Annotated in this window: 22 protein-coding genes; 21 read left to right on the forward strand and 1 reads right to left on the reverse strand. The window is 61.5% G+C overall.

Features of this window, described 5'->3' with window-relative positions; genetic code table 11:
- The first annotated feature begins 24 nt into the window (after positions 1-24).
- The 4 genes from G5S47_RS00735 to G5S47_RS00750 all read left to right on the forward strand — a co-directional run bounded on the left by G5S47_RS00735 (position 25) and on the right by G5S47_RS00750 (position 3,894).
- Positions 25-762 carry a phosphoglyceromutase gene (locus tag G5S47_RS00735; RefSeq protein ID WP_006680733.1) on the forward strand — a complete coding sequence of 246 codons (738 nt, stop codon included), beginning with the start codon at positions 25-27 and terminating at the stop codon, positions 760-762.
- A 211-nt stretch (positions 763-973) separates the two neighbouring features.
- Entirely contained in the window at positions 974-1,492 is a 519-nt protein-coding gene (locus G5S47_RS00740; RefSeq protein ID WP_040318486.1) for a CarD family transcriptional regulator, read from the forward strand.
- Positions 1,493-1,519: 27 nt separating this feature from the next.
- On the forward strand, positions 1,520-2,311 hold the full coding sequence (locus G5S47_RS00745; protein ID WP_219585612.1) for an IspD/TarI family cytidylyltransferase: 792 nt from the start codon (positions 1,520-1,522) through the stop codon (positions 2,309-2,311).
- A 218-nt stretch (positions 2,312-2,529) separates the two neighbouring features.
- Positions 2,530-3,894, forward strand: coding sequence for an MFS transporter (locus tag G5S47_RS00750; protein WP_219585613.1), 1,365 nt, complete (start codon positions 2,530-2,532; stop codon positions 3,892-3,894).
- A 149-nt stretch (positions 3,895-4,043) separates the two neighbouring features.
- On the opposite strand, the gene ispF is transcribed toward G5S47_RS00750, so the two are convergent.
- Positions 4,044-4,568 carry a 2-C-methyl-D-erythritol 2,4-cyclodiphosphate synthase gene (gene ispF, locus G5S47_RS00755; protein WP_219585614.1) on the reverse strand — a complete coding sequence of 175 codons (525 nt, stop codon included), beginning with the start codon at positions 4,566-4,568 and terminating at the stop codon, positions 4,044-4,046.
- Positions 4,569-4,643: 75 nt separating this feature from the next.
- Here ispF and thrC point away from each other — a divergent pair, with 75 nt between their 5' ends.
- The 17 genes from thrC to G5S47_RS00840 all read left to right on the forward strand — a co-directional run bounded on the left by thrC (position 4,644) and on the right by G5S47_RS00840 (position 26,599).
- Positions 4,644-6,107: a threonine synthase gene (thrC, locus tag G5S47_RS00760; protein ID WP_219585615.1), complete on the forward strand. Its 1,464-nt coding sequence runs from the start codon at positions 4,644-4,646 to the stop codon at positions 6,105-6,107.
- 110 nt (positions 6,108-6,217) lie between these two features.
- On the forward strand, positions 6,218-7,678 hold the full coding sequence (gene cysS / locus G5S47_RS00765) for a cysteine--tRNA ligase (protein ID WP_103633154.1): 1,461 nt from the start codon (positions 6,218-6,220) through the stop codon (positions 7,676-7,678).
- Positions 7,679-7,911: 233 nt separating this feature from the next.
- A complete protein-coding gene (rlmB, locus tag G5S47_RS00770; protein WP_219585616.1) occupies positions 7,912-8,901 on the forward strand; it encodes a 23S rRNA (guanosine(2251)-2'-O)-methyltransferase RlmB in 990 nt (329 codons plus the stop codon).
- Between the two features lie 487 nt (positions 8,902-9,388).
- On the forward strand, positions 9,389-10,366 hold the full coding sequence (locus G5S47_RS00775) for an SPFH domain-containing protein (protein ID WP_006680741.1): 978 nt from the start codon (positions 9,389-9,391) through the stop codon (positions 10,364-10,366).
- A gap of 42 nt (positions 10,367-10,408) precedes the next feature.
- Complete coding sequence (locus G5S47_RS00780) at positions 10,409-10,630, forward strand: type II toxin-antitoxin system antitoxin (protein WP_006680742.1); 222 nt, start codon at positions 10,409-10,411, stop codon at positions 10,628-10,630.
- A 144-nt stretch (positions 10,631-10,774) separates the two neighbouring features.
- On the forward strand, positions 10,775-12,055 hold the full coding sequence (locus G5S47_RS00785) for an adenylosuccinate synthase (protein WP_006680743.1): 1,281 nt from the start codon (positions 10,775-10,777) through the stop codon (positions 12,053-12,055).
- A 489-nt stretch (positions 12,056-12,544) separates the two neighbouring features.
- On the forward strand, positions 12,545-13,519 hold the full coding sequence (locus G5S47_RS08445) for a hypothetical protein (protein WP_006680744.1): 975 nt from the start codon (positions 12,545-12,547) through the stop codon (positions 13,517-13,519).
- Positions 13,520-13,616: 97 nt separating this feature from the next.
- Positions 13,617-14,261, forward strand: a complete 645-nt coding sequence (locus G5S47_RS00795; RefSeq protein ID WP_006680745.1) for a heme-binding beta-barrel domain-containing protein — start codon at positions 13,617-13,619, stop codon at positions 14,259-14,261.
- Entirely contained in the window at positions 14,245-15,534 is a 1,290-nt protein-coding gene (gene ygfZ, locus G5S47_RS00800) for a CAF17-like 4Fe-4S cluster assembly/insertion protein YgfZ (RefSeq protein ID WP_006680746.1), read from the forward strand. Before G5S47_RS00795 ends, ygfZ begins: the two co-directional genes overlap by 17 nt.
- Positions 15,534-15,965, forward strand: coding sequence for a D-aminoacyl-tRNA deacylase (gene dtd, locus G5S47_RS00805; protein ID WP_006680747.1), 432 nt, complete (start codon positions 15,534-15,536; stop codon positions 15,963-15,965). The genes ygfZ and dtd overlap by 1 nt, the downstream gene beginning before the upstream one ends.
- 152 nt (positions 15,966-16,117) lie before the next feature.
- Complete coding sequence (locus tag G5S47_RS00810) at positions 16,118-18,586, forward strand: ATP-dependent Clp protease ATP-binding subunit (protein ID WP_006680748.1); 2,469 nt, start codon at positions 16,118-16,120, stop codon at positions 18,584-18,586.
- A gap of 483 nt (positions 18,587-19,069) precedes the next feature.
- Positions 19,070-21,778 carry a pyruvate, phosphate dikinase gene (gene ppdK / locus G5S47_RS00815; protein ID WP_006680749.1) on the forward strand — a complete coding sequence of 903 codons (2,709 nt, stop codon included), beginning with the start codon at positions 19,070-19,072 and terminating at the stop codon, positions 21,776-21,778.
- Between the two features lie 377 nt (positions 21,779-22,155).
- Positions 22,156-22,572 carry a DUF4418 family protein gene (locus G5S47_RS00820; protein WP_006680750.1) on the forward strand — a complete coding sequence of 139 codons (417 nt, stop codon included), beginning with the start codon at positions 22,156-22,158 and terminating at the stop codon, positions 22,570-22,572.
- On the forward strand, positions 22,550-23,461 hold the full coding sequence (locus G5S47_RS00825; RefSeq protein ID WP_257878466.1) for a DUF6273 domain-containing protein: 912 nt from the start codon (positions 22,550-22,552) through the stop codon (positions 23,459-23,461). The genes G5S47_RS00820 and G5S47_RS00825 overlap by 23 nt, the downstream gene beginning before the upstream one ends.
- A 68-nt stretch (positions 23,462-23,529) precedes the next feature.
- Positions 23,530-24,654 carry an FtsX-like permease family protein gene (locus tag G5S47_RS00830; protein ID WP_257878467.1) on the forward strand — a complete coding sequence of 375 codons (1,125 nt, stop codon included), beginning with the start codon at positions 23,530-23,532 and terminating at the stop codon, positions 24,652-24,654.
- 15 nt (positions 24,655-24,669) lie between these two features.
- Positions 24,670-25,878, forward strand: a complete 1,209-nt coding sequence (locus G5S47_RS00835; protein ID WP_006680753.1) for an ABC transporter permease — start codon at positions 24,670-24,672, stop codon at positions 25,876-25,878.
- 1 nt (position 25,879) lies between these two features.
- Positions 25,880-26,599: an ABC transporter ATP-binding protein gene (locus tag G5S47_RS00840; protein ID WP_179370134.1), complete on the forward strand. Its 720-nt coding sequence runs from the start codon at positions 25,880-25,882 to the stop codon at positions 26,597-26,599.
- Positions 26,600-26,675: the final 76 nt, after the last annotated feature.

A 26,675-nucleotide genomic window follows, 5' to 3' on the forward strand; every position in this document is an offset into this window, starting at 1 on the left:
CCTCGAAGATGGAAGAATGACGTCATGACATACACACTGGTGCTGCTCCGCCACGGCGAGAGCGAATGGAATGCAAAGAACCTCTTCACCGGCTGGGTTGACGTGCCGCTCTCCGAAAAGGGCCGCGCCGAAGCCGCACGCGGTGGCGAGTTCCTCAAGGAATCTGGCGTTCTGCCGGACCTCCTGTTCACCTCGATGTTGCGCCGCGCAATCATGACCGCGAACCTCGCACTCGATGCTGCCGATCGTCACTGGATCCCGGTTGAGCGCAACTGGCGTCTGAACGAGCGCCACTACGGTGCTCTTCAGGGTAAGAACAAGAAAGAAATCCGCGACGAATATGGCGAGGATCAGTTCATGCAGTGGCGTCGTTCCTACGACGTTCCGCCACCGGCAATCGAAGCTGGCTCCGAATTTAGCCAGGACACCGACCCGCGTTACGCAGGCGAGCCGATCCCGATGACCGAATGCCTGAAGGACGTCCTTGAGCGCCTGCTCCCGTACTGGGACGGCACCATCGTCCCGGCAATCAAGACCGGCAAGACCGTCATGATCGCCGCACACGGCAACTCGCTGCGCGCCATCGTCAAGCACCTCGACGAAATCTCCGACGAGGACATTGCAGGCGTCAACATCCCGACCGGTATCCCGCTTGTTTACGAGCTGGATGAGGAAACCCTCAAGCCGATCAAGAAGGGTGGCACCTACCTGGATCCCGAGGCAGAAGCAAAGATTGCTGCTGTCGCCAACCAGGGCAAGTGAGCATCTAGATAGCTGAACGAGTGGGGCGGATCCGCGAAAGCGGGTTCGCCCCATTTGTATTGTGCTGATTTGAATCCACATGTGAAGTAGATCGCGGGGGCCGAGTGCCGCCCCTCGTGAGTGGCTTCGGCCCGCCAGCGCCTAGTCGGGTAGGAAACGGGTGCAAATGGTAGACTTGTATCCGCTAGTCGCATATCTGCAGGGAGCTCTCATGACGTTCGAAATTGGTCAGACGGTCGTTTATCCGCACCACGGTGCAGCCACGATCGAAGAGATCTCTACGCGCACGTTGCGTGGTGAAGAGATCACGTTCTTGACCTTGCGCGTCGAACAGGGCGACATGACCATTCAGGTTCCCGCAAATAACGTTGACCTTGTTGGTGTGCGTGAAGTTGTCGGTGAAGATGGGCTGGAAGAGGTTCTGAAGGTTCTTCGTGCCCCCTACGTTGAAGAGCCCACCAACTGGTCCCGCCGGTTCAAGGCAAACCAAGAGAAGATCGCAACCGGCGACATCGTGAAGGTCGCTGAAGTTGTTCGTGACCTGACGCGTCGCGACGATCTGAAGAAGCTTTCCGTTGGTGAAAAGCGTACCCTGACCAAGGCTCGTCAGATCCTCTGCTCTGAACTTGCGTTGGCGCGTAACATCACCGAAGAACAGGCAGCTGCTCGCCTTGACGAAATCCTCGCCGAAGGTCGTATCACCCCTGAAGACGCCGTAGACGCTGAGTGACCTGACCCGTCACACTTCGGATCCTCAATGTCAACCGCTCTTGCAGTCCTGACAGCAGCAGGCTCCGGCACCCGTTTGGGGTCTGACGGTCCCAAAGCTCTTGTTGAGCTTGCTGGCACTACTCTTCTTGAACGATCCGCCCGCGGGCTAGCTCAAGCTGGTGTTGCAGGCATCGTCGTGACAGCGCCCGCCGATCAGGTCGATACCTTCGCCACTTACTTTCCAGATGGACGTATCACGCTTACAAGCGAGCAGGGCGAATCCTGTTCAACACCTGTTCTTGTCGTTGCCGGATCATCCGCGTCGCGTCAAGCCTCAGTTGTCCTCGGACTGGATGCGTTAGAAACCCTCGCCGAAACCCACGGGATGTGCCTTGACGCTTCAACCCCCGTCCTTGTTCACGACGCCGCGCGAGCTTTGACTCCGCCAGACGCGATTCGTCGCGTCATTGCAGCCGTTACGTTGGGATACAACGCCGTCATCCCGGTTCTGCCAGTGACCGACACGCTCAAACAAGTTGGCGACTCCACTGCGTCAGCGCACCTCGGCATTGGACTGCGCCCGGTGGTGGCAACCCTCGACCGTTCCACCCTTGTCAGCGTGCAGACACCTCAAGGATTCGCGTGGTCCACCTTGCGCGAAGCGCACGAGTCCGCCCGGACTCGTGGAGCAAATGAACGTACAGCGGCGACCGATGACGCGGGTCTTGTGGAAGACGCGGGTGGCCAAGTGATGACAGTCCCTGGCGACCTTCTCTCCATGAAAGTCACAACCCGGCTCGACCTTGCGCTCGCAACACTTCTACTCGATCAATCCTGAAAACTGCCAGCTTGCCTGCCACAGCGGGGTAAGAAAGATGCCCGGTGTGGCCTCGTCAATGAGGGACTAGAACGGGGACACAAGGCAGATAATGCGACCGACTTGCACGTCCACGAAACGTTCAAGAAATCAAATTTCGCTCCTCTTCGTGTTAAGTTCCAGATGTCAGCAACACTGACAGCGCCCAAAGCAGCGGACGTATGTCCGAGGAGAAACGAATGTCATCCACCCCGAACACCCCAGTGGCATCAAAAGAAAAAACGAAAATCCTGACGCGCCCCGTCATTGAATGGGCAGCGTGGGACTGGGGGTCGGCAGCGTTCAACGCTGTCGCCACCACTTTCGTCTTCTCCACCTACCTGACCAGCGATGGGCTGTTCACCGATGCGGGAACCGCGAACTCGCACCTGTCGATCGGGTTGACGGTCGCAGGCCTCATCATCGCTCTTCTCGCGCCGATTACCGGCCAGCGCGCAGACCGTCGTGGTAAGGGCGGTGTCTGGCTCGGCTGGTTTACCGGCGCGGTTGTCCTGTCGATGCTCGCCATGTTCTTCGTCGCCCCCGAATCGTCGATCGGGCCGAACGCGTCGCTCTGGCTCGGTATTTCACTGCTGGGCGTCGGCAACATCTTCTTCGAGTTCGCGTCCGTGAACTACAATGCGATGCTCAACCACCTGGCTGACAAGAAGGACATGGGGCGTATCTCCGGCCTTGGCTGGGGAGCCGGCTACGTTGGTGGCATCGTCCTGCTACTCATCCTCTACGTCGGCTTGATTGGTCCGAACCTGCTGGGTGTGTCCACCGACAACGGTCTGAATATTCGTATCGCGATGATCATCGCGGCACTCTGGTTCGGTCTCTTCGCCCTGCCGGTCGTGCTGCACCCGCCGAAACCGTCAGTCCTGAACCACGATGATTCGAAAGAATCTCTGCTCGACTCCTACCGTATGCTCTGGCAGACCGTGAAGGGCCTGCACCGCGAAGCGCCGCATACACTGTTTTTCTTGCTGGCTTCCGCCGTCTTCCGCGACGGCCTGGCAGGCGTTTTCACCTTCGGTGCAATCCTGGCAAAGTCCGCGTTCGGTTTCTCCGCCGGTGACGTCATGGTCTTCGCAATCGCCGCGAACGTCGTGGCGGGCCTAGCTACCATCGGCTTCGGCGCTCTCGACGACAAGATTGGCCCGAAAAAGGTCATTATCTTCTCGCTCGCTTCGATGGTCGTTTTCGGCCTGGGCGTCTTCTTCTTCCACGCGCACGGCTCGATCGTCTTCTGGAGCCTTGGCCTGTTGCTCTGCATCTTCGTCGGCCCGACCCAGTCGGCATCCCGTTCGTTCCTCGGCCGTATCATCCCCGCAGGTCGTGAAGGCGAAGTCTTCGGCCTGTACGCGACCACCGGCCGCGCCGTCTCTTTCCTGGCGCCGTTCATGTACGGCGTCTTCCTGAAGATCGGCAAGGCGCAGTCCACCGGTGGCGACTACACCTACTGGGGCATCCTCGGTATCATCCTGATCCTCGCCGTTGGCTTGGTCCTGACCATCCCGGTCAAGGCAGACGAGGCACACTTGGAGCACCTCGAAAAGTAATGGGGGAGTAGCGGGCTGACTCTTTCTGCCTGCTCGCCTCTGTTCTCTTCCCGATTCTTGAGGTGCGCTTGTCGCGGGGGATCTCGACCGCCGTTTTCTTCGCGGGTACTCACCCGCGGTTTCCCCGTGACCTCGTTCGCGCTGGCGAACTACTGAGCCCGAACGACGAGCGCAACCGCTGTTGCTGCCAAGCCGTCGCCTCGTCCCGTAAACCCAAGCCCGTCCGTCGTCGTGGCGCTGACGGAAACGGGGGCGCCGACGATCTCGCTCATCCGCTGGCACGCTTCGGGGAGACGCGCAGCCATGCGAGGCTTTGTGCCGATCACTTGCACGGTCGCATTACCGATGTGCCAGCCAGCTTTGCGCGCCATTCGGCATACCTCGACAAGGAACTGTTCGCCGGATGCGCCCGACCACTCGGGTCGACTGGTCCCGAACACGCTTCCCATTTCGCCCAGACCGGTCGCCACCAAAATCGCGTCGCACACTGCGTGAGCTGCAACGTCGCCATCAGAGTGACCCTCCAGTGGGGTTTCGCCCGGCCACTCCACACACGCGAGCATGAGAGTTTTGTCGGGCAGATTCCCACACTCGTCTGCGACTGCGAACGCGTGAACGTCGATCGCTTGGCCAACGCGGAAGGGGACGGGAGTGGAATGAGCGGTGTCAGTCATGCTTCAAGGCTAGCCGGTGCGACGCGGATTTGGGACGGAGCTCGCACGACAGCCTGACCCCGATAGGATCGGCGCATGCGGTACATTTCGACTCGCCAATCTTCGGCCGACAACGCGCGCTCGTTCAGCGACATCCTTCTTGAGGGCCTCGCTCCCGACGGCGGCCTCTACATGCCTGAAAGCTACCCGCAACTGGGCGCGACAGACCTCGAAGAACTCAGCCGAGTCCTCGCAGATGAAGGCTATGCGGCGCTCGCTGCCCGCGTTCTTGAACTGTTCATTGACGACATTCCCTCCGAGCACCTGAAGGCGATTACCGCTCGCGCCTACCGCACGCCCGCGTTCAGCGACCCGGCGATCGTTCCGGTTACGCACCTCCAGTCCGGAGTCTGGGTGTCGCACCTGTCGAATGGCCCGACGGCAGCGTTCAAGGACATGGCGATGCAGTTGCTTGGCGAACTCTTCGAGTACGAGCTCGACCGCCGTGGAGATTGGCTGACGATTGTGGGTGCGACCAGTGGTGATACCGGCTCTGCTGCCGAGTACGCGCTACGAGGCCGGAATGGCCTGTCGGTCGTCATGCTTACTCCGGCCGGACGCATGACGCCATTCCAGCGCGCGCAAATGTTCTCTCTGCTGGACGACAACATTGTGAACGTCGCAGTTGAGGGCGTATTCGATGACTGTCAGGACTTGGTGAAGGCGGTTAACATGGACCCTGACTTTAAGGCGAAATGGCATCTGGGCGCGGTTAACTCGATCAACTGGGCGCGCCTGCTCGCCCAAGTTGTGTATTACGTCGCGACCTGGTTGCAGGTGGCACGAGGTGCGGACGGTGGCCTCGACCTGGATTGCCGAGTGAACGTCGTCGTTCCCTCGGGCAACTTCGGCAATATTTGCGCAGCCCACGTGGCGCGACAGATGGGTGTGCCACTGGGAACGCTTGTTGTGGCCACGAACGAGAACGATGTTCTTGACGAGTTTTTCCGCACCGGTGTCTACCGCGTTCGTTCTTCGGCTCAAACACTGGCAACCTCGTCGCCGTCGATGGATATTTCGAAGGCATCCAACTTCGAGCGCTTTATCTTCGACCTGCTTGGTCGCGACGGGGAGCGTACCGCTCAGCTGTTCGGCGAGGTCCTGAACTCGGACGGCTTCTTCGATCTGTCCGGCACTGAAGAATTTGCCGCCCTTGGCGAAAACTACGGCTTCGTGTCGGGCACCTCAAACCATGCCCACCGCCTGGAACAGATTCTCTTCACCGAAGAAAACGACGGCTACCTGCTGGATCCGCATACCGCGGACGGCATGCACGTCGCACGCCAGTGGGCACCGCGCCTGGGCGGGCCGACCGTCGTCATGGAAACTGCGCTTCCCGTGAAGTTTGCCGACACGATCCGCGAGGCAACCGGCCATGAACCCACCGTTCCCGCCCGATTCGCCGATATTGAGGGGGGCGAGCAACGCGTCGTGAGCCTGCCGAACGACGCCGACGCCCTGCGTGCTCTGATCGAAGAAAAGATCACGCCCAGAAACTGAGCTTCCGAAACGCCTGTCCCCTGTGCCACCCCGCCCTTTCGTCGCGTTACGCAGTCCTAAAAGTGGAGGCGGCCTCGTACCGTGGGAGCCGACGCGGGTAGCATGGCACTATGACGCTTCACCTGTACGACTCGAAGTCCGCCACCCTGCAGCCACTGGTTCCTGTAAACCCGGGGAAAGTGGGGATTTACCTGTGTGGCGCGACGGTGCAGGGTGCGCCGCACGTCGGACACCTGCGCGCGGCCGTCGCGTTCGACTCGCTGATTCGTTGGCTGAAGCGCAATGGTCTGGACGTCACTTACATCCGTAACGTCACCGACATTGATGACAAGATCCTCAACAAGTCCGCCGACGCGGGCGTTGAATGGTGGGCGTGGGCGCAGCGTTTCGAGCGCGAATTCACCGAAGCGTATGCGACCCTCGGTGTTCTGCCACCGACCTACGAACCTCACGCGACCGGGCATATTCCGGACCAGATTGACTTGATTAACCGCCTGATCGAGCGCGAGCACGCCTACGCCGACGGCCAGGGCAACGTCTACTTCTCCGTTGCCAGCCAGGACGATTACGGGTCGCTGACCCGCCAGAAGCTCGACGACATGCGCACCACCGAAGACGAGGCGCAGATCGACGCCGCCGTGGAAGCGGGCAAGCGCGACCCTCGCGACTTTGCGCTCTGGAAGGCAGCCAAGGCAAGCGAGCCGGAAACTGCGGCTTGGGATTCTCCGTGGGGACGAGGCCGCCCGGGCTGGCATCTCGAATGCTCTGCGATGTCGCGGCGCTATTTGGGTGACGAATTCGATATTCACGGCGGTGGAATCGACCTGCGATTCCCGCACCACGAGAATGAACAAGCGCAGTCACACGGAGCAGGTTGGGGATTCGCGCGCCTCTGGGTTCACAACGCGTGGGTCACCATGAAGGGCGAAAAAATGTCGAAGTCGCTGGGCAATGTGCTCTCCATCGACGCTCTGACTGCAGAGCATCCGGCTGCTGCCGTTCGGTGGGCGCTTTCGACCGTTCATCACCGCAGTGGAATTGAGTGGGGCCCTGAAACCATGCCAGCTGCTGCCGCTGCATGGGCGAAGTTTTCCGCCTTCGTGGAACGCGCGATTGCGATTGCAGACGAGGTTCCCGCTTCCGAAATTGCACTGCCTGCGTCCGAACTACCCGAGGGCTTCGTGACCGCAATGGACGATGACCTGAACGTGGCCGGAGCGCTTGCCGTCATTTACGAGCACATGAAGGCCGGCAACGTTGCCATCGAAGCGGGCGACACCGAAGCGGTCCGACGTGAACAGCAGTTGGTGCGCTCCATGCTTGATGTCATTGGACTTGACCCCGCATCCGAGCAGTGGCGAAGCGGACTAGGCTCCGCTGGAACAGCTGGAGGTGCGGGATCTGGCGAACACGACGCGCTCGACACCCTCGTTCAGGCCGTCATCGAAGAACGTGCGCAGGCTCGCGCCGAAAAGGACTGGGCGCGCGCAGACGCTCTTCGCGACCGCCTCGCGAACGCAGGAATCGAAGTCGCTGACGGGCGTGATGGAGCAACCTGGAAACTCGCCTGACCTTCCGTTGATCGCAGGCACGTTTCTCGCGAGGAATTGCCAAGGCCGATAATCGGAGCGAAAGCTGGAAATCGCTGGCGTTCTCGGCCTCGTCAATTGGTGAACAAGAGAAAGTGCGCCGTGATACCTACCGCAAATGGCGATATCGTGCGGGAAAACAGTCGGGGAGCCGATAGGCTTGCTATCTGAACTGCTCGCCGGGAGGCGAGACCAACGAACGATAGGTGAAACTCATGGCGGGAAACGACGGTCGTCGCGGCGCAGTGCGCAAACCTGGATCGAAGAAGGGCGCGAAAGTCGGCACCGGCGGGCACTCGCGTCGTAGGCTCGAAGGTAAGGGGCCGACCCCGAAGGCTGAAGACCGGACCTACCATCCCGCGTACAAGCGCAAGATCCAGCGGGAAGCACGCGAAGCTCGGGAAGCAGCGATCGCGCGCGCACGCGCCAAGTCATCCATCAAGGTCGCACCCGGCCACGAACTGATCGCCGGTCGCAACCCCGTCGCCGAAGCTGTCCGCGCCAACGTGCCGATTGAACGTGTCTTCGTGCTCGACAATGTGAAAGACGACCGCGTCGAAGAGGTCATCCGCCTCGCCACCCACATGGGGGCCCCTGTTTTCGAGGTCACCCGTCGCGACCTCGACGTCGCAACTGAGGGCGCAGTCCACCAGGGCGTAGCCGTTGAGGTGCGCGGATACGAATACTCGCACGTCGAAGACCTGATCGTCGGATCCTTCCAGAAGGTTGGAACGCCCCTGCTGGTCGCGCTCGACCAAGTGACCGACCCGCACAACCTGGGCGCAGTTCTCCGTTCTGCCGGAGCATTTGGTGCCGACGGTGTCATTATCCCGGAACGTCGCTCCGCAGGTGTCAACACCACCGCGTGGAAGGTCTCTGCTGGCGCAGCCGCCCGAGTTCCCGTCGCGCGTGCAACCAACCTGGTCCGTGCCCTCGAGGAATGCAAGAAGAACGGTATGTTCGTCATCGGCCTTGACGGCGGGGGAGACGCGTCGTTGCGCGGGTTGAAGCTCGCCGATGCGCCGCTGGTCGTTGTCACCGGCGCCGAAGGGGCGGGCCTGTCCCGCCTGGTCCGCGAAACCTGCGACCAGATTGTGTCCATCCCGATCTCGTCCGCGGTCGAATCGTTGAACGCCGCCGTCGCAACCGGCATTGCCCTGTACGAGGTCGCCTCCGTCCGCGCGGAGGCTGCCACGGTTAAGTGAGGTAACCGTCAACTACGGTAGGCATTGCCTGGCGAGGTAGGTGATGCCAGCTGAGGTAGGTGTCGCCAGCTTTTTCGTCGTGCCCGTGTTTTCCCTTGCGTAAGAGCGCGAGCATGAGGCATGTGTGGGTGCTCGGCGGAGTGCGGGTGGTGGCAGGCGTCGGTTTTTGTCGTGTAAGGCGATGTTTTCCCAGTTGAAAGCCCATTTTCGTCGCCTTGTACGTCTTTTCTTTCCTGAGCGCTCATCCGGGTTGCCTTCAGCTGACCAGATGTGCCACGCATTCTGCGTGAGCACCCATTTTCGGCTGGCGTTGCGCGCGTGGCCTCGCGAATTGTCGATAGTACGCGATCGTGAATGATGCACGAGACCGCCCACTGTACCCAGACAAAAACATGCTATTGACGCGGAGTAAAAAATAGATATCATATTGATATCGCACTCGTGTGGAGCTAGCCGACCGGCTGGCGCGAGTCGCAAAGGAGAACTGATGTCGCACTCGGTGGCTCAGGAAGAGCACATCAACGTCAAAGGCGTAGCTGATAATGCGTTTGCTGAAGCAAAAGCGCGCGTGAATATTGCGGAAAAGAAGGCGCCGGCACTCGGATCGGCGATCGCCTTCCCGATGGCCTTGATCCTGCTCGCAGGTTTCGGCTACTCGATCTACCTGTTCGTTACAGGTGCGATCGCGGATGACGCTGGCGAAGCGGGCGGTGTCGCAAGAATCGTTTCCGGTTCGGTCATGTTCCTCCTCGTCATGGTGTTGATGCCCTGCTTGGCGGTCATCTCTCCTGGCCAGACCTCGGTTCGCCAGTTCTTCGGCAAGTACGTTGGCACGGTTCGCAAGACGGGCCTGGTGCTGGTACCGCCGTTGACGAATGGCAAGAAGGTCTCCGTCAAGGTCCATAACTTCGAGACGAGCGAGCTGAAAGTCAACGATTCCGACGGTAATCCGGTGAATATTGCGGCGATCGTCGTGTGGCAGGTTGCTGACACGGCGCGCGCGGTCTTTGCAGTCGAGCAGTACGAGGAATTCATCAAGGCTCAGGCGGAGTCGGCGCTACGTCACGTCGCCACTTCGCACCCCTATGACGAGCCCGGCCCGGGCGAAACCTCGCTACGTGGCGGTACAGACGTCGTCTCCGCTGAACTTGCGCGCGAAGTTGCGGCTCGCGTCGAACTGGCTGGTCTTGAAATCGTCGAGGTTCGTATTTCGTCTCTCGCTTACGCGCCCGAAATTGCGCAGGCAATGTTGCAGCGCCAGCAGGCCGGTGCTGTGATCGCTGCCCGTGAGCAGATCGTTGAAGGGGCGGTCACCATGGTTGAGCAGGCGCTGAACCGTCTGGAAGACAATGACATCGTGTCGCTTGATGATGAACGCAAAGCTCAGATGGTGTCGAACCTGCTGGTCGTGCTCTGCTCTGATCAACGCACTCAGCCGATCGTGAATGCGGGCTCGCTGTACTGACCTGCTGGGTTGGTATTGGGGAGCGAATCGCCGGGTGAGTAAATGACTCCGAAGAATGAGCGCAAGCAAATTCTTCTGCGCTTAGATCCTGCCGTCCACGAGGCGTTGTCCAAGTGGGCGGCAGACGATCTGCGCAGTGTGAACGCGCAGATTGAGATCATTCTGCGTCGCGCGCTGAAGGATGCGGGGCGTGAAGCAAAGGCTCAGCCACTTCGGGGACGAGGCCGCCCGCCCAAACAAACCCCCACTGAAGGGGCGGAGTAAGATTTCTATTGCTTAATGCGTACGTGAAGGCGTATGCGTTAAGCGTGTCTGCTGTTACTGCTCACGCGCTGGCGTAAATCTCGGTAGAATTGTGCGAGGTGCGGCCACAGTCGTACGTATAGCAAGAATATCGGGGAGAAACCCATGCCAGCCGTGATCGTGCTCGGTGCCCAGTGGGGCGACGAAGGTAAAGGTAAGGCGACCGACCAGCTCGGCCAGAACACTGACTATGTCGTGAAGTTCAACGGCGGTAACAACGCCGGTCACACTGTCGTCATCGACGGTGAAAAGTACGCGATGCACCTGTTGCCCGCGGGCATCCTGTCCAAGGGTGTTACCCCGATCATCGGCAACGGCGTCGTCGTTGACATTGATGTTCTGTTCCAGGAATTGGCCGAAATGGAATCGCGTGGCGTTGACTGCTCGCGCCTGAAGATTTCCTCCAATGCTCACATCATCCCCAGCTACAACCGTCTGATGGACCAGGCGAACGAGCGCGCTCGCGGGAAGAACCAGATCGGCACAACCGGCCGTGGCATCGGCCCGACCTACGCGGACAAGATGAACCGCGTTGGCATCCGCATTCAGGATCTGTTCGACCCGAAGACGCTGAGCGAGAAGATCGAGGCAGCTCTTGCCCCGAAAAATGAGGTTTTCGCAGCCGTCGGCATGGAAACTCTCGACCCTGACACCGTCACTGAAGAACTGCTCGCATATGCCGATCGCATCCGCCCGATGGTCTGCGATGCGTCCCTCGAAGTGAATGACGCGCTCGATCGTGGCGACACGGTGCTTTTTGAAGGTGGTCAGGCCACCATGCTCGACATCGACCATGGCACGTACCCGTTTGTGACCTCGTCGAACCCGACCGCCGGCGGTGCGCTGACTGGCACCGGTGTTGGCCCGACCCGCATCGACCGCGTTGTCGGTGTTGCGAAGGCGTACACGACGCGCGTGGGTGAAGGCCCGTTCCCGACAGAACTTGATAATGAGGTCGGTGAGGCCCTGCGTCACAAAGGTGGCGAATTTGGTGTGACCACCGGTCGTGCTCGCCGCACCGGCTGGTTCGACGCGGTTGTCATGCGCTACGCGACCCGCATCAACGGCCTGACCGACATCTGCCTGACGAAGCTCGACGTGCTTTCTGGCTATCCGACCATCCCGGTCTGCGTCGCCTACGAGGTCGATGGTGTCCGCATGGAAGAAATGCCTCTTGACCAGGTCGGTTTCGAGAACGCTGTCCCGGTGTACGAAGAACTGCCCGGTTGGGAAGAGGACATCACCGGTTGCCGTACCTTCGAAGAGTTGCCGAAGAACGCGCAGGATTACATCGCGCGCCTCGAAGAGCTGTCGCGTTGTCGCATTCAGTCGATCGGCGTCGGCGCTGGTCGTGAAGCGACGATCGTCCGCTACCCGCTGATCTGACACCGCTGGCGACCGTCCGCCGTTTGGCGGATCTCTCGCCCCGCGCAGACTGAGCTGCTACTCCGCTGATTTCGGCGTGAGCTTAGCAGTACCGTCCGCGATCATAATGACGAGGCCTGGCCCGGGTGAAACACCCGGGCCAGCCTTGTTTTATCCCTTGGCGTTCATAGGGGCCTACAGGGAACGGGCGGAACAGAAAAAGTGGCCACGACAGGAGACCCATCGCAACCACTTTCCAACGATTAGACACCGAGCCGAAAGCGCCTGTCGGCGCGAAGGCCGCTCGTAGCGGCAAAGTTTGGAGCCCGGGGCTTAACAACTCGGTGCGCGTACAAGCATACGTAATGCGAGCCTCGCTAGCGAGGGGAGGACAGGTGGGACATCCCACCAAAATGTGCGACCATGAATCGTATGGAGTCTGTTCCCACTCGACCTGCCTCGAGGCCCCATTCTCATCGAGGGCGTCGCGATTTAAGCGACCGCCTTTCGATGGCAACCCTGTCAATCACGACCGGTATGCGCTTATCCGCGGTCATCGTTCTTCTTTTCTCGATTCTGACCGTGGTCGTGTGGGCGTTGCCGGCAACGTCTTTGACGTTTGCTTCTCTGATTGCTCTGATCGGTGTTGTTCTTGCCTTCACGTGGGGTGCGCTTACCGGTCTGGATCTTCCTCCCCTCACGATTATCGCGTTGGCGTTTTCGGCAGCTGTTCTGCCGATGGTGGTCGCGCTGATGGGCGACTTAAAATATGGCGTTCCGGTGATTGGGGCGTCGGTTGTTGCGATTGTTGCTTCGGTGATTTTCACGGCTCCAACGCCAACGAATCACTCGTTTATCACAGGTGAGAATTGTGCTGAAACGATCGCGCAACGCCAGCGTGAGCGGGCTCTTCAGGAAGCTCTTATCGCAGGTGAATCAGTCGATGAGGCCGATGTGATGGTGCTACGCCGAGTGAAGACTCGTCCTAATGAGCGTCCGACCTCTTTGACTCTTGCCTCCGCGATCGGAGCCTTGATTCTGATTGCCGCGTCGGCTGTGTGGATCACGTTGAATTCTCTTGAGCAGTGGAGCATGATGATCCCCGTTGCCGCGGTCTTGATTGCGCTGATTGTGTGGGGAGACCAGATTGGCCACACCTATCGTTCGCAGTCGATTGGTGCGCTTTCGGTGGGAGCGATCTCGGGCGCAATCATTGGTGTTGTCGCATATATTGCCGGTCGCGCATCGCAGATGACGCCGATTATTCTTCCGGGCCTTGCGTCTGTCATCGGTCCGATCCCGGCGGCCGCTCTTTTCGGTTTGCTTGAAGGTGTGGCTGTTGGTGTGACGATTGTGGTTCTTGATGGTCTGCTAGGTGATCACACGACGCGTCGCCCGCCGACGGGTGCGCTGGGTCGCGCCTGCGCAAAGTTCTTGGTTGCTGCGATTCCGATTTACGCGTTGATCCGCATCGGTGGCATCTGAGCCAAATCCTCGCTTCGAGCCTCGAAACTGCTGACTGACGCGGTGGTCGCGGATCCAAATATCGCGTGGGCGCGCGCAAACCTTTAGGCTAATTTCCATGATGGTTATTCCTGCTGATTTGCCTGTTGCTCTTGCTCCTCTCGCGTGGATGCTCGGTACGTGGAAGGGCTGGGGGATGGCCGCTGGCGCTGAAACGGATACTGCGATCATTGAAGAGATGCGCGGTGAGATTTGTGGTGAGCAGATGCGTTTCACCACGTCGATTTACCAGGGGCTTCCGGCTCCCGGCGTTGAGATTGAGCCGACGTGGGACGCTGCCGAGGGGCTGTCACACATTGGTCGCGGTGAGCTTTTGGTCGAAGAGACGATGTACGTGTCGGTGATGCCGGGCACGGATGAACTGCCTCCGCCGGGTCAGTATGTGCCGCGCGAGTTCACGGCGACTTCGGCTTTGACGAATGGTCTTGGTGTGCTGTGGGCGGGCGTGGGAGTTGGCCCGCGCGTGCAGATGGTGTCGGATGCGATTGCGCGTGACGCGAAGGCGCAAGAGGTCGAACACCTGGGTCGCATGTACGGCCTGGTTGCGGGTGAGCTCATGTGGACGCAGGAAAAGACTATTGTCGGTGGCGAAGCTGGAGTTGAGTTCTCAGGCCGCTTGATGCGTACCGAGCAGGCGCGCACCGCGTCGGGCGAAGCCGTTGAAGGCATTGACGCCCAGGCTGAGAGTGGTTTCCTTGTCTGATTCCCCCGTTTCTTCCACTACGTCGGATTCGCCTGCTGACGAGTGGCTGTCTCCGCTTGCCACGTGGCCGGGTGCGATTCTCACGTCCGACGATCTAGGGGGCCAGGCCACCCGCGCTCAAGAAGCTGACACCCCTGAAGAAGGGGCGGAGCCACAGACCTTTGCGATCCCCGTGACGCCGATTGCCCTGCATTACGGCGACCCTTTGGGGGAACAGTGGGCCTTGGAAGAGGGGCGCGCGATCACGGATCGCGCAGACTTGGGCGTCATCACCGTGTCTGGTGCGGATCGTCAGACGTGGCTGACCAGCATTACGACGCAGATTGTCACGGGTATGGGCCCGGGGGATTCGAAGGAGCTTCTGGTTCTGGATCCTCAGGGTCATATTGAGCACCAGGCTGCAGTAGCGGACGACGGTAAGAACACGTGGCTGATCTGTGAAGGCTATGACACCCAAGGTCTAGTGGAGTTCCTGCGTTCGATGCAGTTTGCTCTGCGCGTGCAGGTTGATGTGCGCTCTGACGTGACGGTGTTCGCGACCGCGGGCAGTGACACGGATACAGCTACCGGGCTTCCCGGCCTCGTGCTGACGTGGAACGATCCGTGGCCGGGCGTGACCGAGGGAGGCACGGAATACTTCCAGGGCTCTCATCCGGGCGAGCGTTCACGGATACGTTTGCATGTTGTGCATCGCGACGGGGCGAAGCAGTTTATTACCGACTGGCTGGCCACTGATGCGAAGCGGAAGCCTGCGGGGTTCCTTGCGTGGGAGGCGATGCGTATTGCTGCGTGGCGCCCGCGCTTGGGTGTCGACACGGACGCGCGGTCGATTCCGGCTGAGGTCGACTGGCTGCGCACCGCGGTCCACACGAATAAGGGCTGCTATCGCGGGCAGGAGTCGATTGCTCGCGTGCTCAATTTGGGGCGTCCGCCGCGTCGCCTGACGTTCCTGCAGCTTGATGGTTCACGAGGCGACCTTCCCGAGGTAGGTACTCGCATTGAATCGAACGGTCGAGTTGTTGGTATCGTGACCTCTGTTGCTCGCCATAGAGAGCTTGGTCCGATTGCTTTGGCGGTGCTTGCGCGCAACGTTCCGGCGTCGATGGTGTTCGACTTGGGTGGTATTGCTGCAGCTCAGGAACTGATTGTTCCCGTTGATGGCAAATCTGCAATGTCCCCCGAAACACGTCCGGGAGCTGATTTGAATAATCCTGATCTGCGTCGCCATGACGTGTCGCCGATCGGTGGCCTGGGCGCGTTGGGAGCCCGCTGATGCGCGCGGTTATTCAGCGCGTGACCAGCGCTTCCGTGTCTGTTGACGGTCAGGTTGTCGGGGCGATTGATTGCCCGGGCCTGATGGTGTTGCTCGGCGTGAAAAGAGGAGACAGTGCGGAGCAGGTTGCGACTGTCGCCCGTAAGATCGCGGAACTTCGCATTCTCGGTGATGAGCAGTCCGCCTCGGAACTCGGTGCTCCGATCCTGCTGGTTTCGCAGTTCACGCTCTACGGGGATACGCGCAAGGGGCGTCGCCCCTCGTGGGTGAATGCCGCCCCGGGCGATGAAGCACAGCCTCTCGTCGATGCGGTTGTCGCCGATTTACGAGGTCGCGGCCTCGAAGTAGCAACGGGCGAATTCGGCGCGATGATGGAAGTTTCGCTGGTCAATGATGGCCCGTTCACCGTACTGGTGGAATCCGAAGCGTAACTGAAACAGCCGGGAGCCGATCGGCCTCGTCGATATTCCTTTTTCACCCCATGGCGAACTAACGCGCATATAATCGTGCGCTCGCTTAGTGTGGTTTCAGTTGAAGAATCACTCCGCGTGTTGGCGCGGTCCTAGGACGCAAAGGGAATGACATGTTCGAACGGTTTACCGACCGAGCTAGGCGCGTCGTCGTCCTCGCGCAGGATGAAGCGCGCGGGCTCAAGCACAACTACATCGGGACTGAGCACCTTTTGCTCGGCCTGATCTCCGAAGGTGAAGGCGTCGCCGCGAAGGCGCTCGCGATGATGGACATTAACGATGACGACGTCCGCGCGTCCGTCATTGAGATCATTGGCGAAGGCGAAAAGACGGTTGAAGGTCACATCCCCTTCACGCCGCGCGCAAAGCGAGTCTTCGAGCTGTCACTGCGTGAGGCACTGCAGCTCGGCCACAACTACATCGGCACCGAACACCTTTTGCTCGGTCTGCTGAAAGAAGGTGAAGGCGTCGCTGCCCAGGTCCTGACCAAGCGTGGCGCTGACCTTTCCCAGGTCCGCCAGAACGTGATCCAGCTACTCAGCGGATACCAGCGTGGCGAAGGCGAAGGACGCGAATCTGTCGGCGCGGGCGTCGGCGGATCCTCCACGCACGAACGCCAGAACTCTGCGGTTCTAGAGCAGTTCGGTCGCAACCTGACCCAGGCTGCTCGCGATAACAAGCTCGACCCGGTGATTGGTCGTCGCGTCGAGATGGAGCGCGTCATGCAAGTCCTCTCGCGTCGCACCAAGAACAATCCGGTTCTGATCGGGGAACCCGGCGTTGGTAAGACCGCCGTCGTCGAGGGACTGGCGCAAGCAATCGTCCACGGTGATGTGCCCGAAACGATCAAGGACCGCCAGATCTACAGCCTGGATATGGGGTCGCTGGTCGCTGGCTCGCGCTACCGTGGCGACTTCGAAGAACGCCTGAAGAAGGTCCTCAAGGAAATCCGTACGCGTGGCGACATCATCCTCTTCATCGACGAAATCCACACCTTGGTTGGTGCGGGCGCCGCTGAAGGGTCGATCGACGCCGCCCAGATGCTCAAACCCATGCTTGCGCGTGGCGAGCTCCAGACGATCGGCGCGACCACGAACGACGAATACCGCAAGTACATCGAAAAGGATGCGGCGCTTGAACGACGCTTCCAGCCTGTGAAGGTCGACGAGCCCTCTGTCGAGGACACCATCGAAATCCTGAAGGGCTTGCGCGATCGTTACGAGGCCCACCACCGCGTCATCATCACCGATGAAGCAATCAAGGCGGCCGCTGAACTTGCGGACCGATACATCTCTGATCGCTTCCTGCCGGACAAGGCCATCGACCTGGTCGATGAGGCGGGCGCGCGCCTGCGTATTCGTCGTATGACCGCTCCGCCGGAGTTGCGTGAACTCGACGAGAAGATCGCCGAAGTTCGTCGCAACAAGGAATCGGCGATCGACGATCAGGACTTCGAGAAGGCAGCCGGCCTGCGCGACGAAGAATCCAACCTGGTTGCTCAGCGTGAAGAGAAAGAAACGTCCTGGAAGGGCGGAGAATCCGACTCCATCGCAGAGGTCACGGAAGAAGAGATCGCCGAGGTCTTAGCCATGTCGACTGGTATCCCGGTCTTCAAGCTGACCCAGACTGAGACGACGAAGCTTTTGAAGATGGAGGATGAGCTGCACAAGCGTGTCATCGGTCAGGAAGAAGCTGTTCGCGCACTGTCGCAGTCGATCCGCCGCACTCGCTCTGGGCTGAAAGACCCGAATCGTCCCGGTGGCTCGTTCATCTTCGCCGGTCCGACCGGTGTCGGTAAGACCGAGCTGGCGAAGGCGCTTGCCGAATTCCTGTTCGGTGACGAAGATGCTCTGATCCAGCTGGACATGTCCGAGTTCTCTGAGAAGCACACGGCATCGCGCCTCTTCGGTGCTCCTCCTGGCTACGTCGGCTACGACGAGGGCGGCCAGCTGACCGAAAAGGTTCGCCGCAAGCCGTTCTCTGTCGTCCTCTTCGACGAGGTTGAAAAGGCTCACCCGGACATCTTCAACTCGCTACTGCAGATCCTCGAAGAAGGTCGTCTGACCGACTCCCAGGGACGCAAGGTCGACTTCAAGAACACGGTCATCATCATGACCACGAACCTCGGCACGCGGGACATTAACAAGGGTGTTTTGACGGGCTTCCAGTCCGCTGACAACCTGACGCATGACTACTCGCGTATGAAGGCAAAGGTTGATGAAGAGCTCAAGCAGCACTTCCGCCCCGAGTTCCTGAACCGCGTCGATGACACGATCGTGTTCCCGCCACTGAACAAGGATCAGATCAAGCAGATCGTCGACCTGATGATCGCGAAGCTGGCCAAGCGTATGGAAGCGCAGGACATGCACCTGCAGCTCACCGACGAAGCACGCGACCTGCTGGCCGATCTTGGCTTCGACCCGGTGCTCGGTGCGCGCCCCTTGCGTCGCGCCATCCAGCGCGAGATCGAAGACGCTCTGTCTGAGCGCATCCTCTTTGGAGAGATCGTGGCCGGCCAGGTTGTTACGGTCGGTGTCGAGGGTGAAGGTTCGGACCGAAAATTCACTTTCAACAGTCACTGACCTTCAACGGTCAGCGACCTTCAATGGTCAGCGGCCGGCGTTGACCGTGTAGAGCTGGCGGGCTCACCCTTGGGGTGGGCCCGCCAGTGTTTTGTGCACCGACTGCACCTGGTGCGATGGTTTGGTTTGTTTTAGTGGGGTTTTGTCGCGTGAGGTGTAGGCGGTGACGCGTGTCGGTGGGTTTTGTGTTCCCGGGTGCACTTGGTGCGACGGTTTTGCGTGTTTGAGCTCGGGTGTGTCGCGTCAGGTGCAGTGCGTCGAGGGGCCTCGTCGATGGGAAGTGGAACGAGGCGTAGGCACACCTCTGCCCCTACTGAAACAGCCTGAAAATGTCATATATGCGACAAACTGCCTAAGCGAACTGCAAAGATGTTGAAAACAAAGGTAAAGCATTCGGTGACCTAAGTCCCTTTTTGCTATTCTTCCCACTAGCGGCCCGATGGTGGGCCACTTTTACGTGATCGACGGAAGTTGAGGACCTCAATGGTCAAATATGTGTATGACTTCTCCGAGGGCGACAAGTCCATGAAGGACCTGCTCGGAGGTAAGGGTGCAAACCTTGCGGAAATGACGAAGCTTGGACTGCCCGTTCCCCCCGGATTCACCATCACCACCGAGGCATGCCGCGCATACCTCAAGGATTCGATTGTTCCCGAATCCCTGGAAACTGAGGTGACCACCGCTCTTCGCCGCGTCGAAGATCAGATGGAACGCCACCTGGGTGACCCCTACAACCCGCTCCTTGTCTCGGTGCGTTCAGGCGCAAAGTTCTCGATGCCGGGCATGATGGAAACCGTCCTCAATATCGGTCTGAACGACGACTCGGTTCAGGGTCTCGCAAAGATCTCGGGCAACGAGCGCTTCGCATGGGACTCCTACCGTCGTCTGATCCAGATGTTCGGCAAGACGGTTCTCGACATTGATGGTGACCTGTTCTCCGACGCCCTGGACGATCTGAAGGCAGCTCGTGGCGTCAAGGGCGACACCGAATTGACCGCTGACGACCTGAAGGGCCTCGTTGAGACCTTCAAGAAGATCGTTTCCGAGCAGAAGGGCATGGACTTCCCGCAGGATCCTCGCACCCAGATGGATATGGCCATCGAAGCCGTGTTCCGCTCCTGGAACACCGAGCGCGCACGCATCTACCGTCGTCGTGAGCGCATCCCTCACGACCTGGGCACCGCAGTCAATATCTGCACTATGGTCTTCGGTAACATGGGTGAAGGCTCCGGCACCGGTGTCTGCTTCACCCGCGACCCCTCGTCCGGCCACGCAGGCGTGTACGGCGACTACCTTGAGAACGCTCAGGGTGAGGACGTCGTTGCAGGTATCCGCAACACCCTGTCCCTCGCCGACCTCGAGAATATCGACAAGGCTTCCTACGACAAGTTGCGTGGCATCATGCGCAAGCTTGAAACCCACTACCGCGACATGTGTGATATCGAGTTCACCATCGAGCGCGGCAAGCTCTGGATGCTCCAGACCCGCGTTGGCAAGCGCACCGCTGCCGCCGCATTCCGTATCGCCATCCAGCTGACCGAAGAAAAGCTGATTACCCGCGACGAGGCCCTGACTCGCGTCACCGGCGATCAGCTGACCCAGCTGATGTTCCCGCAGTTCGACTCGAAGGCTGCCAAGGAACTCATCGCACGTGGCATGGCCGCTTCACCGGGCGCAGCAGTCGGCAAGATTGCCTTCGACAACGCTCAAGCTGAGAAGTTCCACGCTGACGGCGTCAAGTGCGTTCTGGTTCGTCGCGAAACCAACCCGGATGACCTGCCGGGCATGGTTGTCGCCGAAGGCGTTCTGACCGCCCGCGGTGGCAAGACCTCGCACGCTGCAGTTGTCGCGCGTGGTATGGGCAAGACCTGCGTCTGTGGCGCCGAAGCACTCGAGATTGACGCCGAGGCCGGCACCGTCGTCATTGATGGCACCACCTACACCTCCGACGACACGATCGCGATCGACGGTCAGACTGGTGAAATCTTCATCGGCGAGGTCCCGGTTACCGACTCTCCGGTCACCACCTACCTGTCGCACGGCCTCGAAGCTGGCCTGATTGCTGCCGGCAACGACGAAGGCACCCAGGAACTGGTTAAGGCGGTTGACAAGATCCTGCAGCGCGCCGACAAGGTTCGTCGCCTGAGCGTCCGCGCCAACGCTGACACCCCGACCGACTCGCGTCGCGCGATCGAGTTCGGCGCTGAAGGCATCGGTCTCTGCCGTACCGAGCACATGTTCCTCGGCGCACGTCGCCCACTGGTTGAGCGCGCAATCCTCTCCGCACCGGGCTCGAAGGAACGCGCCGCAGCGTTCGGCGAACTCGAAAAGCTTCAGAAGCAGGACTTCCTCGAGATGCTCGAGGTCATGGATGGCAAGTCGATGACCGTCCGCCTGATTGACCCGCCGCTCCACGAGTTCATGCCGGCACTGTCCGAGCTGGAAATCAAGGTTGCTGTCGCGAAGGCGACCGGCGAAGCTGATCCGGCTGACGAGAAGATGCTGGCTGAGGTTCGTCGCTTCCACGAGCAGAACCCGATGCTCGGCCTGCGTGGCGTCCGCCTCGGCATTTACCTGCCCGGCCTGTTCGCCCTGCAGATGCGCGCACTCTGCGAGGCAGCCGCTGAACTCGTTTCCCGTGGCCTGTCCCCGAAGCCGGAAATCATGGTTCCGCTGGTCGGCTCCGTCCGCGAGCTCCAGCTGATCCGCGAAGAGGGCGAAGACATTATCGCCGAGGTCGCAGCCGAGCGTGGCGTTGACCTGTCCGGTGTCACCATCGGTGCAATGATCGAGCTTCCGCGTGCAGCAATGACCGCTGAAGATCTCGCTGAAGAAGCTGACTTCTTCTCGTTCGGCACGAACGACCTGACTCAGACCGTCTGGGGCTTCTCGCGTGACGACGTCGAAGGCGTCTTCTTCCCGCACTATATTGAGGCGGGCATCTTCGGTGTTTCGCCGTTCGAGTCCATCGATGTCCACGGTGTTGGCACCCTGGTCCGCGAGGGCGTGACGCGCGCTCGTTCGACCAAGCCGAACATCAAGCTGGGTGTCTGTGGCGAGCATGGTGGCGATCCGCTGTCGATCCACTTCTTCCACGAGGTCGGCGTCGATTACGTGTCGTGCTCGCCGTTCCGCGTCCCGGTTGCTCGCCTTGAGGCTGGCCGCGCCGCGGTCCTCACCGAGGAGGCCTGAGCCGATTCCGCGGCCCGGATCGTGCGCCCGTGGAACGGGAGTCGGTCCGGATCGTGCTCTCCCGTCGCCGATGAGCGGCGATGAGAGCCCGTCGAACCTCGGAGCCCCCGCCCTCGACCGTCGTGGCCGAGAGCGGGGGCTCCGCCTTCCCCGGGAGCGGGCGACGTCGCCCTCCGGCTGTTTCTGCCCGATTATCGCGTATGTCGAAGGCTCTCGGGCGCTTCCGGTTTCCGGAATCCCAGGATGAGAGATCCGCGGTCCGGCGATCCGCAGTCCGGCGGTGCCCGCAGATTGACAATTTAAGTAAGGATGCCCTTAACTATATGTGTTCAACCTCGTCAGCATATGAGCCCGTTAAAGAACAAAGGAGCAAACCCATGTCGAAGAAGAATCTGGCGCTCGCCGTCGCCCCAGCAGCGTTGAGTGCCCTGCTCATCCTCGGGGTCACGACGGTCTTCTCCGCCTGCCCCCGTCGAGAGGACGGCACCTGGATGCACTGTCACCAGTGTCAGAACACGGTCGCTGCGGGAGGCATCGGCCTCGTCGTCCTCTTCGGTACCGCCGCTTTCGTGAAGAACAGGGGTGTGAGGATCCTTCTTCAGCTTCTCGCCATCATCGCGAGTGTCGTCCTCTTCTTCGTCCCCGGCGGGATCTGCCCCATGTGCATGATGAAGAACATGCGCTGCTACACCGTATTCCAGCCCTTCACCCGAGTGATGACGGGTCTCATCGCCCTGTCCGGCGCAGGGGCGCTCGCCTCCGTGGCGAAGCGTGGCGAGCGGACCGTCGCCTGAGGTGAGGGCGCGTGCCATCGCGCTTCCGCCCTCCCCTGCGAGGCGGAAGCGGCGCGCGATCGTCGTCGGGGTCGCGTTGCTTGCGCTCGCGCTCGCCCTCTTCGGGATCCACCGCCTTCGGATGGACGCCGCCTATCGGGAGGCTCTCCGCCTTGAAGAGGTCGGCGAGCGCGAAGGGGCCTACCGCGCCTATTCGCGCCTCGATGGGTACGCCGACTCGGCCGAGCGCCTTCGGGGGATGACCGAGGCGGACCCCGCCCTCCCTTATCGTTCGGCGAAGAAGGGGGATCTCATCGAGTTCGGCTCCTTCGAACAGGACGGCGATGCCGCGAACGGCCCGGAGCCGATCCGCTGGATCGTCCTCGACCGGATCGACGGGAGGCTGCTGCTGCTCAGCCGCGATTCCCTCGACGCCGCCCCCTACCACCGCGTCCCCTTCGAGCCCGTCACCTGGGAGCGCTCCGACCTCCGCAGATGGATGAACTCGGACTTCCTCGCGGCAGCTTTCAATGAAAGCGAGCTCTCCCTCGTCCCGACGGTCGAGGTCCCCAACACTCCGCAGTCCACGACCGGCACCGCTGCGGGCCCCGCGACGAAGGATCGCGTCTTCGCGCTGAGCGAGACCGAGGCCTCGATCTACATCTCCAACGCCGTCGAGCGCGCCGCGCTCGGTTCGGCCGCCCTGTCTGCGGCCGTCGACAACGACGATCTGCCCGCGGACGAGGAGGGGCGGGCCGACTGGTGGTTGCGCTCCCCGGGGACCTACGACTTCACGGCGCAGTACGTCGACCGTGAGGGCGTACGCCACGGCTCCGGTGCCGCCGCCGATGCGACCTACGGAGTCCGTCCGGCCCTGTGGCTCGATACGAGCGCGGGAGGTGCCGGGTGATGAGGCACGACCGTCTTTCCCTGAGGGGCCTCCCGCTGAAGAGCGCGCGGGCCCGCCCGCTGAGGACGATGATCATCGCGCTCCTCGCGCTCGCGCAGACCGCCTGTGCGCTGACGGGCCTGCTCCTCGTGCAGTCGACGAGGGCGGAGCTCTCTCTGGCTCGAGACAGACTGGGCGCGGACGTCGTCGTCTACCCCTCGGCGGGCTTCCTACAACTCGACAAGTCCTGCATCCAGATGGTCGGTAGCCCCGTCCTCTTCCACAAGGAGCGCTCAACTCTGTCGCGTCTGAACTCCAACGAGGACATCGATCGCATCGCCTATCAGCTCTACCTGTCGGACGCGAGCGGTGGGGGGGAGCCCCTCTGGATCATCGGTTTCGACCCCGCCTCCGACTTCGTCGTCGCGCCCTGGCTGCGCGAGGGCCCCGATCACGTGGTGCCGGAGGGATCCGTCGCGGTGGGCGCCGATGTGGCGGTGTCGCGGGAGGGCACGGTGACCCTCTTCGGCGAGGAATGGCCGGTCGACTCCCATCTCGAGAGGACCGGCGCCGAGCTGGACAAGGCGGTGCTCGTGCCGATAGGCTCCCTCGAGCGGGTGATCGCCGCCGCGGTCGCCACAGGCGACGATTCCTATGCCTCTATCGACCCGCATGCCGACTACTCGGTCGCGCTGCTACGACTCAAGGAGCGCTCCCACGCGGAATCGGTGACGAACTGGATCAACCTCTACATCCGACGCGTGACGGCCGTCCATTCGGAGGAAGCGCTGGCGGGGACCGCCTCCTCGGTGTCCGCGCATTCGTCCATGCTCGCCGGGGTCGCGGCCCTGACGTGGCTGATCCTGCTCGGGGCGCTCGCCGTCGCCCAATGGGCGCTGTTCAACGAGCGGCGCCGCGAGGCGAACGTGTGGCGGATCCTCGGGGCTTCGAGGGCCCTCGTCGAGCGCGTCCTCCTACGGGAGGCGCTCATGGTCCACGCCTCGGGGGCTCTGCTCGGGGCGCTCGTGGCAGCGGGGCTCGTCGCCCTCATCGGCGTCGCGCCCGTGAGGAGCGAGCTCGTCTCCCCGGGCAACCTCGCCACGCTCGCCGCCGCGGCGATGGCGATGAGCCTCCTCGTCGCCTGGATCGGCGCAAGGGCCGTGCTTCCGAGGCTGTTGCGAGCCGCCGACGACTCGATGCTGTTGACGACGTAGGAAGGAGACGGATCCATGCGTTCTTTGAGGGAGCTGCCCCTTCGCGCTCTGCGCGCGCAGCCGATTCGCGCCTTCGCGCTGTTCATATTCGCAGCGCTCATGGCCTCGGCCGTCTTCGGGGGAACCATCCTCGTCCAGGGGATCTGCGGCGGCTTGGCGACGGTGGAGGCGCGTCTCGGGGCCGATGTGCTCGTCACCCCGAGCGATGCCGGCGGAGATTTCGACGCCCAGACCTTCCTCCTCGAGGCCGAGCCGGGCTATTTCTACATGGATGCGGGAGTCGTTGCGAGGGTCCGCGATGTCGTCGGCGTGGAGAAGGCATCTCCCCAGATCTTCCTCGCATCCGCGAGGGCGAGCTGCTGCTCGGGGAGATACCAGGTCATCGCCTTCGATCCGGAGACGGATTTCGCCATTCAACCGTGGATCGCCGACACGACGGGCGACGTGGAGATCGGCGAGATGGACGTCCTCGTGGGAGCGAACGTCACCGTACCGGTCGACGGCTCCTTCAAGATCTACGGTCGGACTCTCAGGGTCGTCGGCCAGTTCGATCCGACAGGCTCGACCCTCGACAACGCCGTGTACGCGAACTTCGACACGGGCAGGAGCCTCATGGCGGCCTCCTTGGAGAAGGGACTGAACAAGTATCAGGACGCCGATCCGGGGAGCGTCGTGTCCTCGGTTCTCGTCCGCGTCGCGGACGGCGAGGACGCGGAGGCAGTCGCTCAGCGGATCCGCGAGAACGTGGACGGGGTCTCCGTTTCGACGGCGAAGAGCATGGTCTCGGGGATCTCGGAGACGCTCGTGCGGACATCGCGCGCGGTCGCGCTGCTCGTGGGCGTCGTATGGGCGGTCGGATCGGGGATGAGCGTCCTCGTGTTCACGATGATGATTCACGAAAGGGCTCGGGAGTTCGCCCTCCTCAGGGCGATGGGCGTGAGTCGCTCGCGGCTCGGACGTCTCGTCCTCGCGGAGTCCGCGGCCGTCGATCTGGCCGGCGCGCTCGCGGGCATCGTCGTGTCGGGGGTCCTGCTCTCGGCCTTCCGGGTGCTGGTCAGTCAAATGCTCGGCATCGGGTTCCTCATGCCGGGGCCCTTGGAGTCGGGACTCATCGCCCTCGCCGCGCTCCTGGTCGCCCTGGCCTCGGCGGGAGTCGCGGGGTGGGTCTCGATTCGCCGTATCGGTGCGATGGACGTGGGGCTCGTCCTCAGGGAAGGGGAATGACGTGACTCTTGAAGCGAAAGGCGTGAGGAAGGACTTCCCGCGCGTCCGCGGCGGAGCGATGTTCTCGGCGGTCGAGCCGGTGGATCTTCGCCTGAACCCCGGCGAGTTGCTGGTGATTCGCGGACGCTCGGGGAGCGGTAAGAGCACCCTGCTGTCGATGATGGCGGGGATCCTCGCGCCGACGGAGGGGGCCGTCCTGATCGACGGCGAGGATCTGTACGCCCTCCCGGATGCCGTGGCCTCGGCGCTCCGCAACGAGCGGATCGGCGTGATCCCTCAGGGGCACACCGCGCTACGCAGCCTGTCGGTGCTGGAGAACGTCCTCCTCCCGTCGATCATCCGGGCGCGAGTCGAGCAGGAGGGGGTCCGCGAGCGGGCGGAGGCCCTGCTGGAGGGCGTCGATCTGGCGCCCCTGGCCGACGCTCGCCCCGATGAGCTCTCGGGAGGGGAACTGCGTCGGATGGCTGTGGCGCGGGCGCTGGTGATGCGGCCGGAGACGGTCCTCGCCGACGAACCGACCGCGGGGCTGGACGCGGGGAACGCCCAGACGGTGCTGAGGATGCTCCGGCGTGCGGCGGACGAGGGTGCGGCGGTGCTCGTAGTGACGCACGAGGATGAGGCCGTTCATTTCGCCGATCGTGTGATGGTGATGGAAAGCGGAGTCCTGCGCCTTGGGGATGCCCCGCGCGGAGGCTCTCCCACCTGCGAAGATCTCAAATAGGTAACTCTTCGGTGACTTATTTCTGAATTTGCGGAGGTTAGGCTAAACTAATTCTGGCGATTTCGGGGTCGGCATG

It is taken from the genome of Schaalia turicensis, assembly GCF_019380255.1.
GTDB classification, from domain to species: domain Bacteria; phylum Actinomycetota; class Actinomycetes; order Actinomycetales; family Actinomycetaceae; genus Pauljensenia; species Pauljensenia turicensis_A.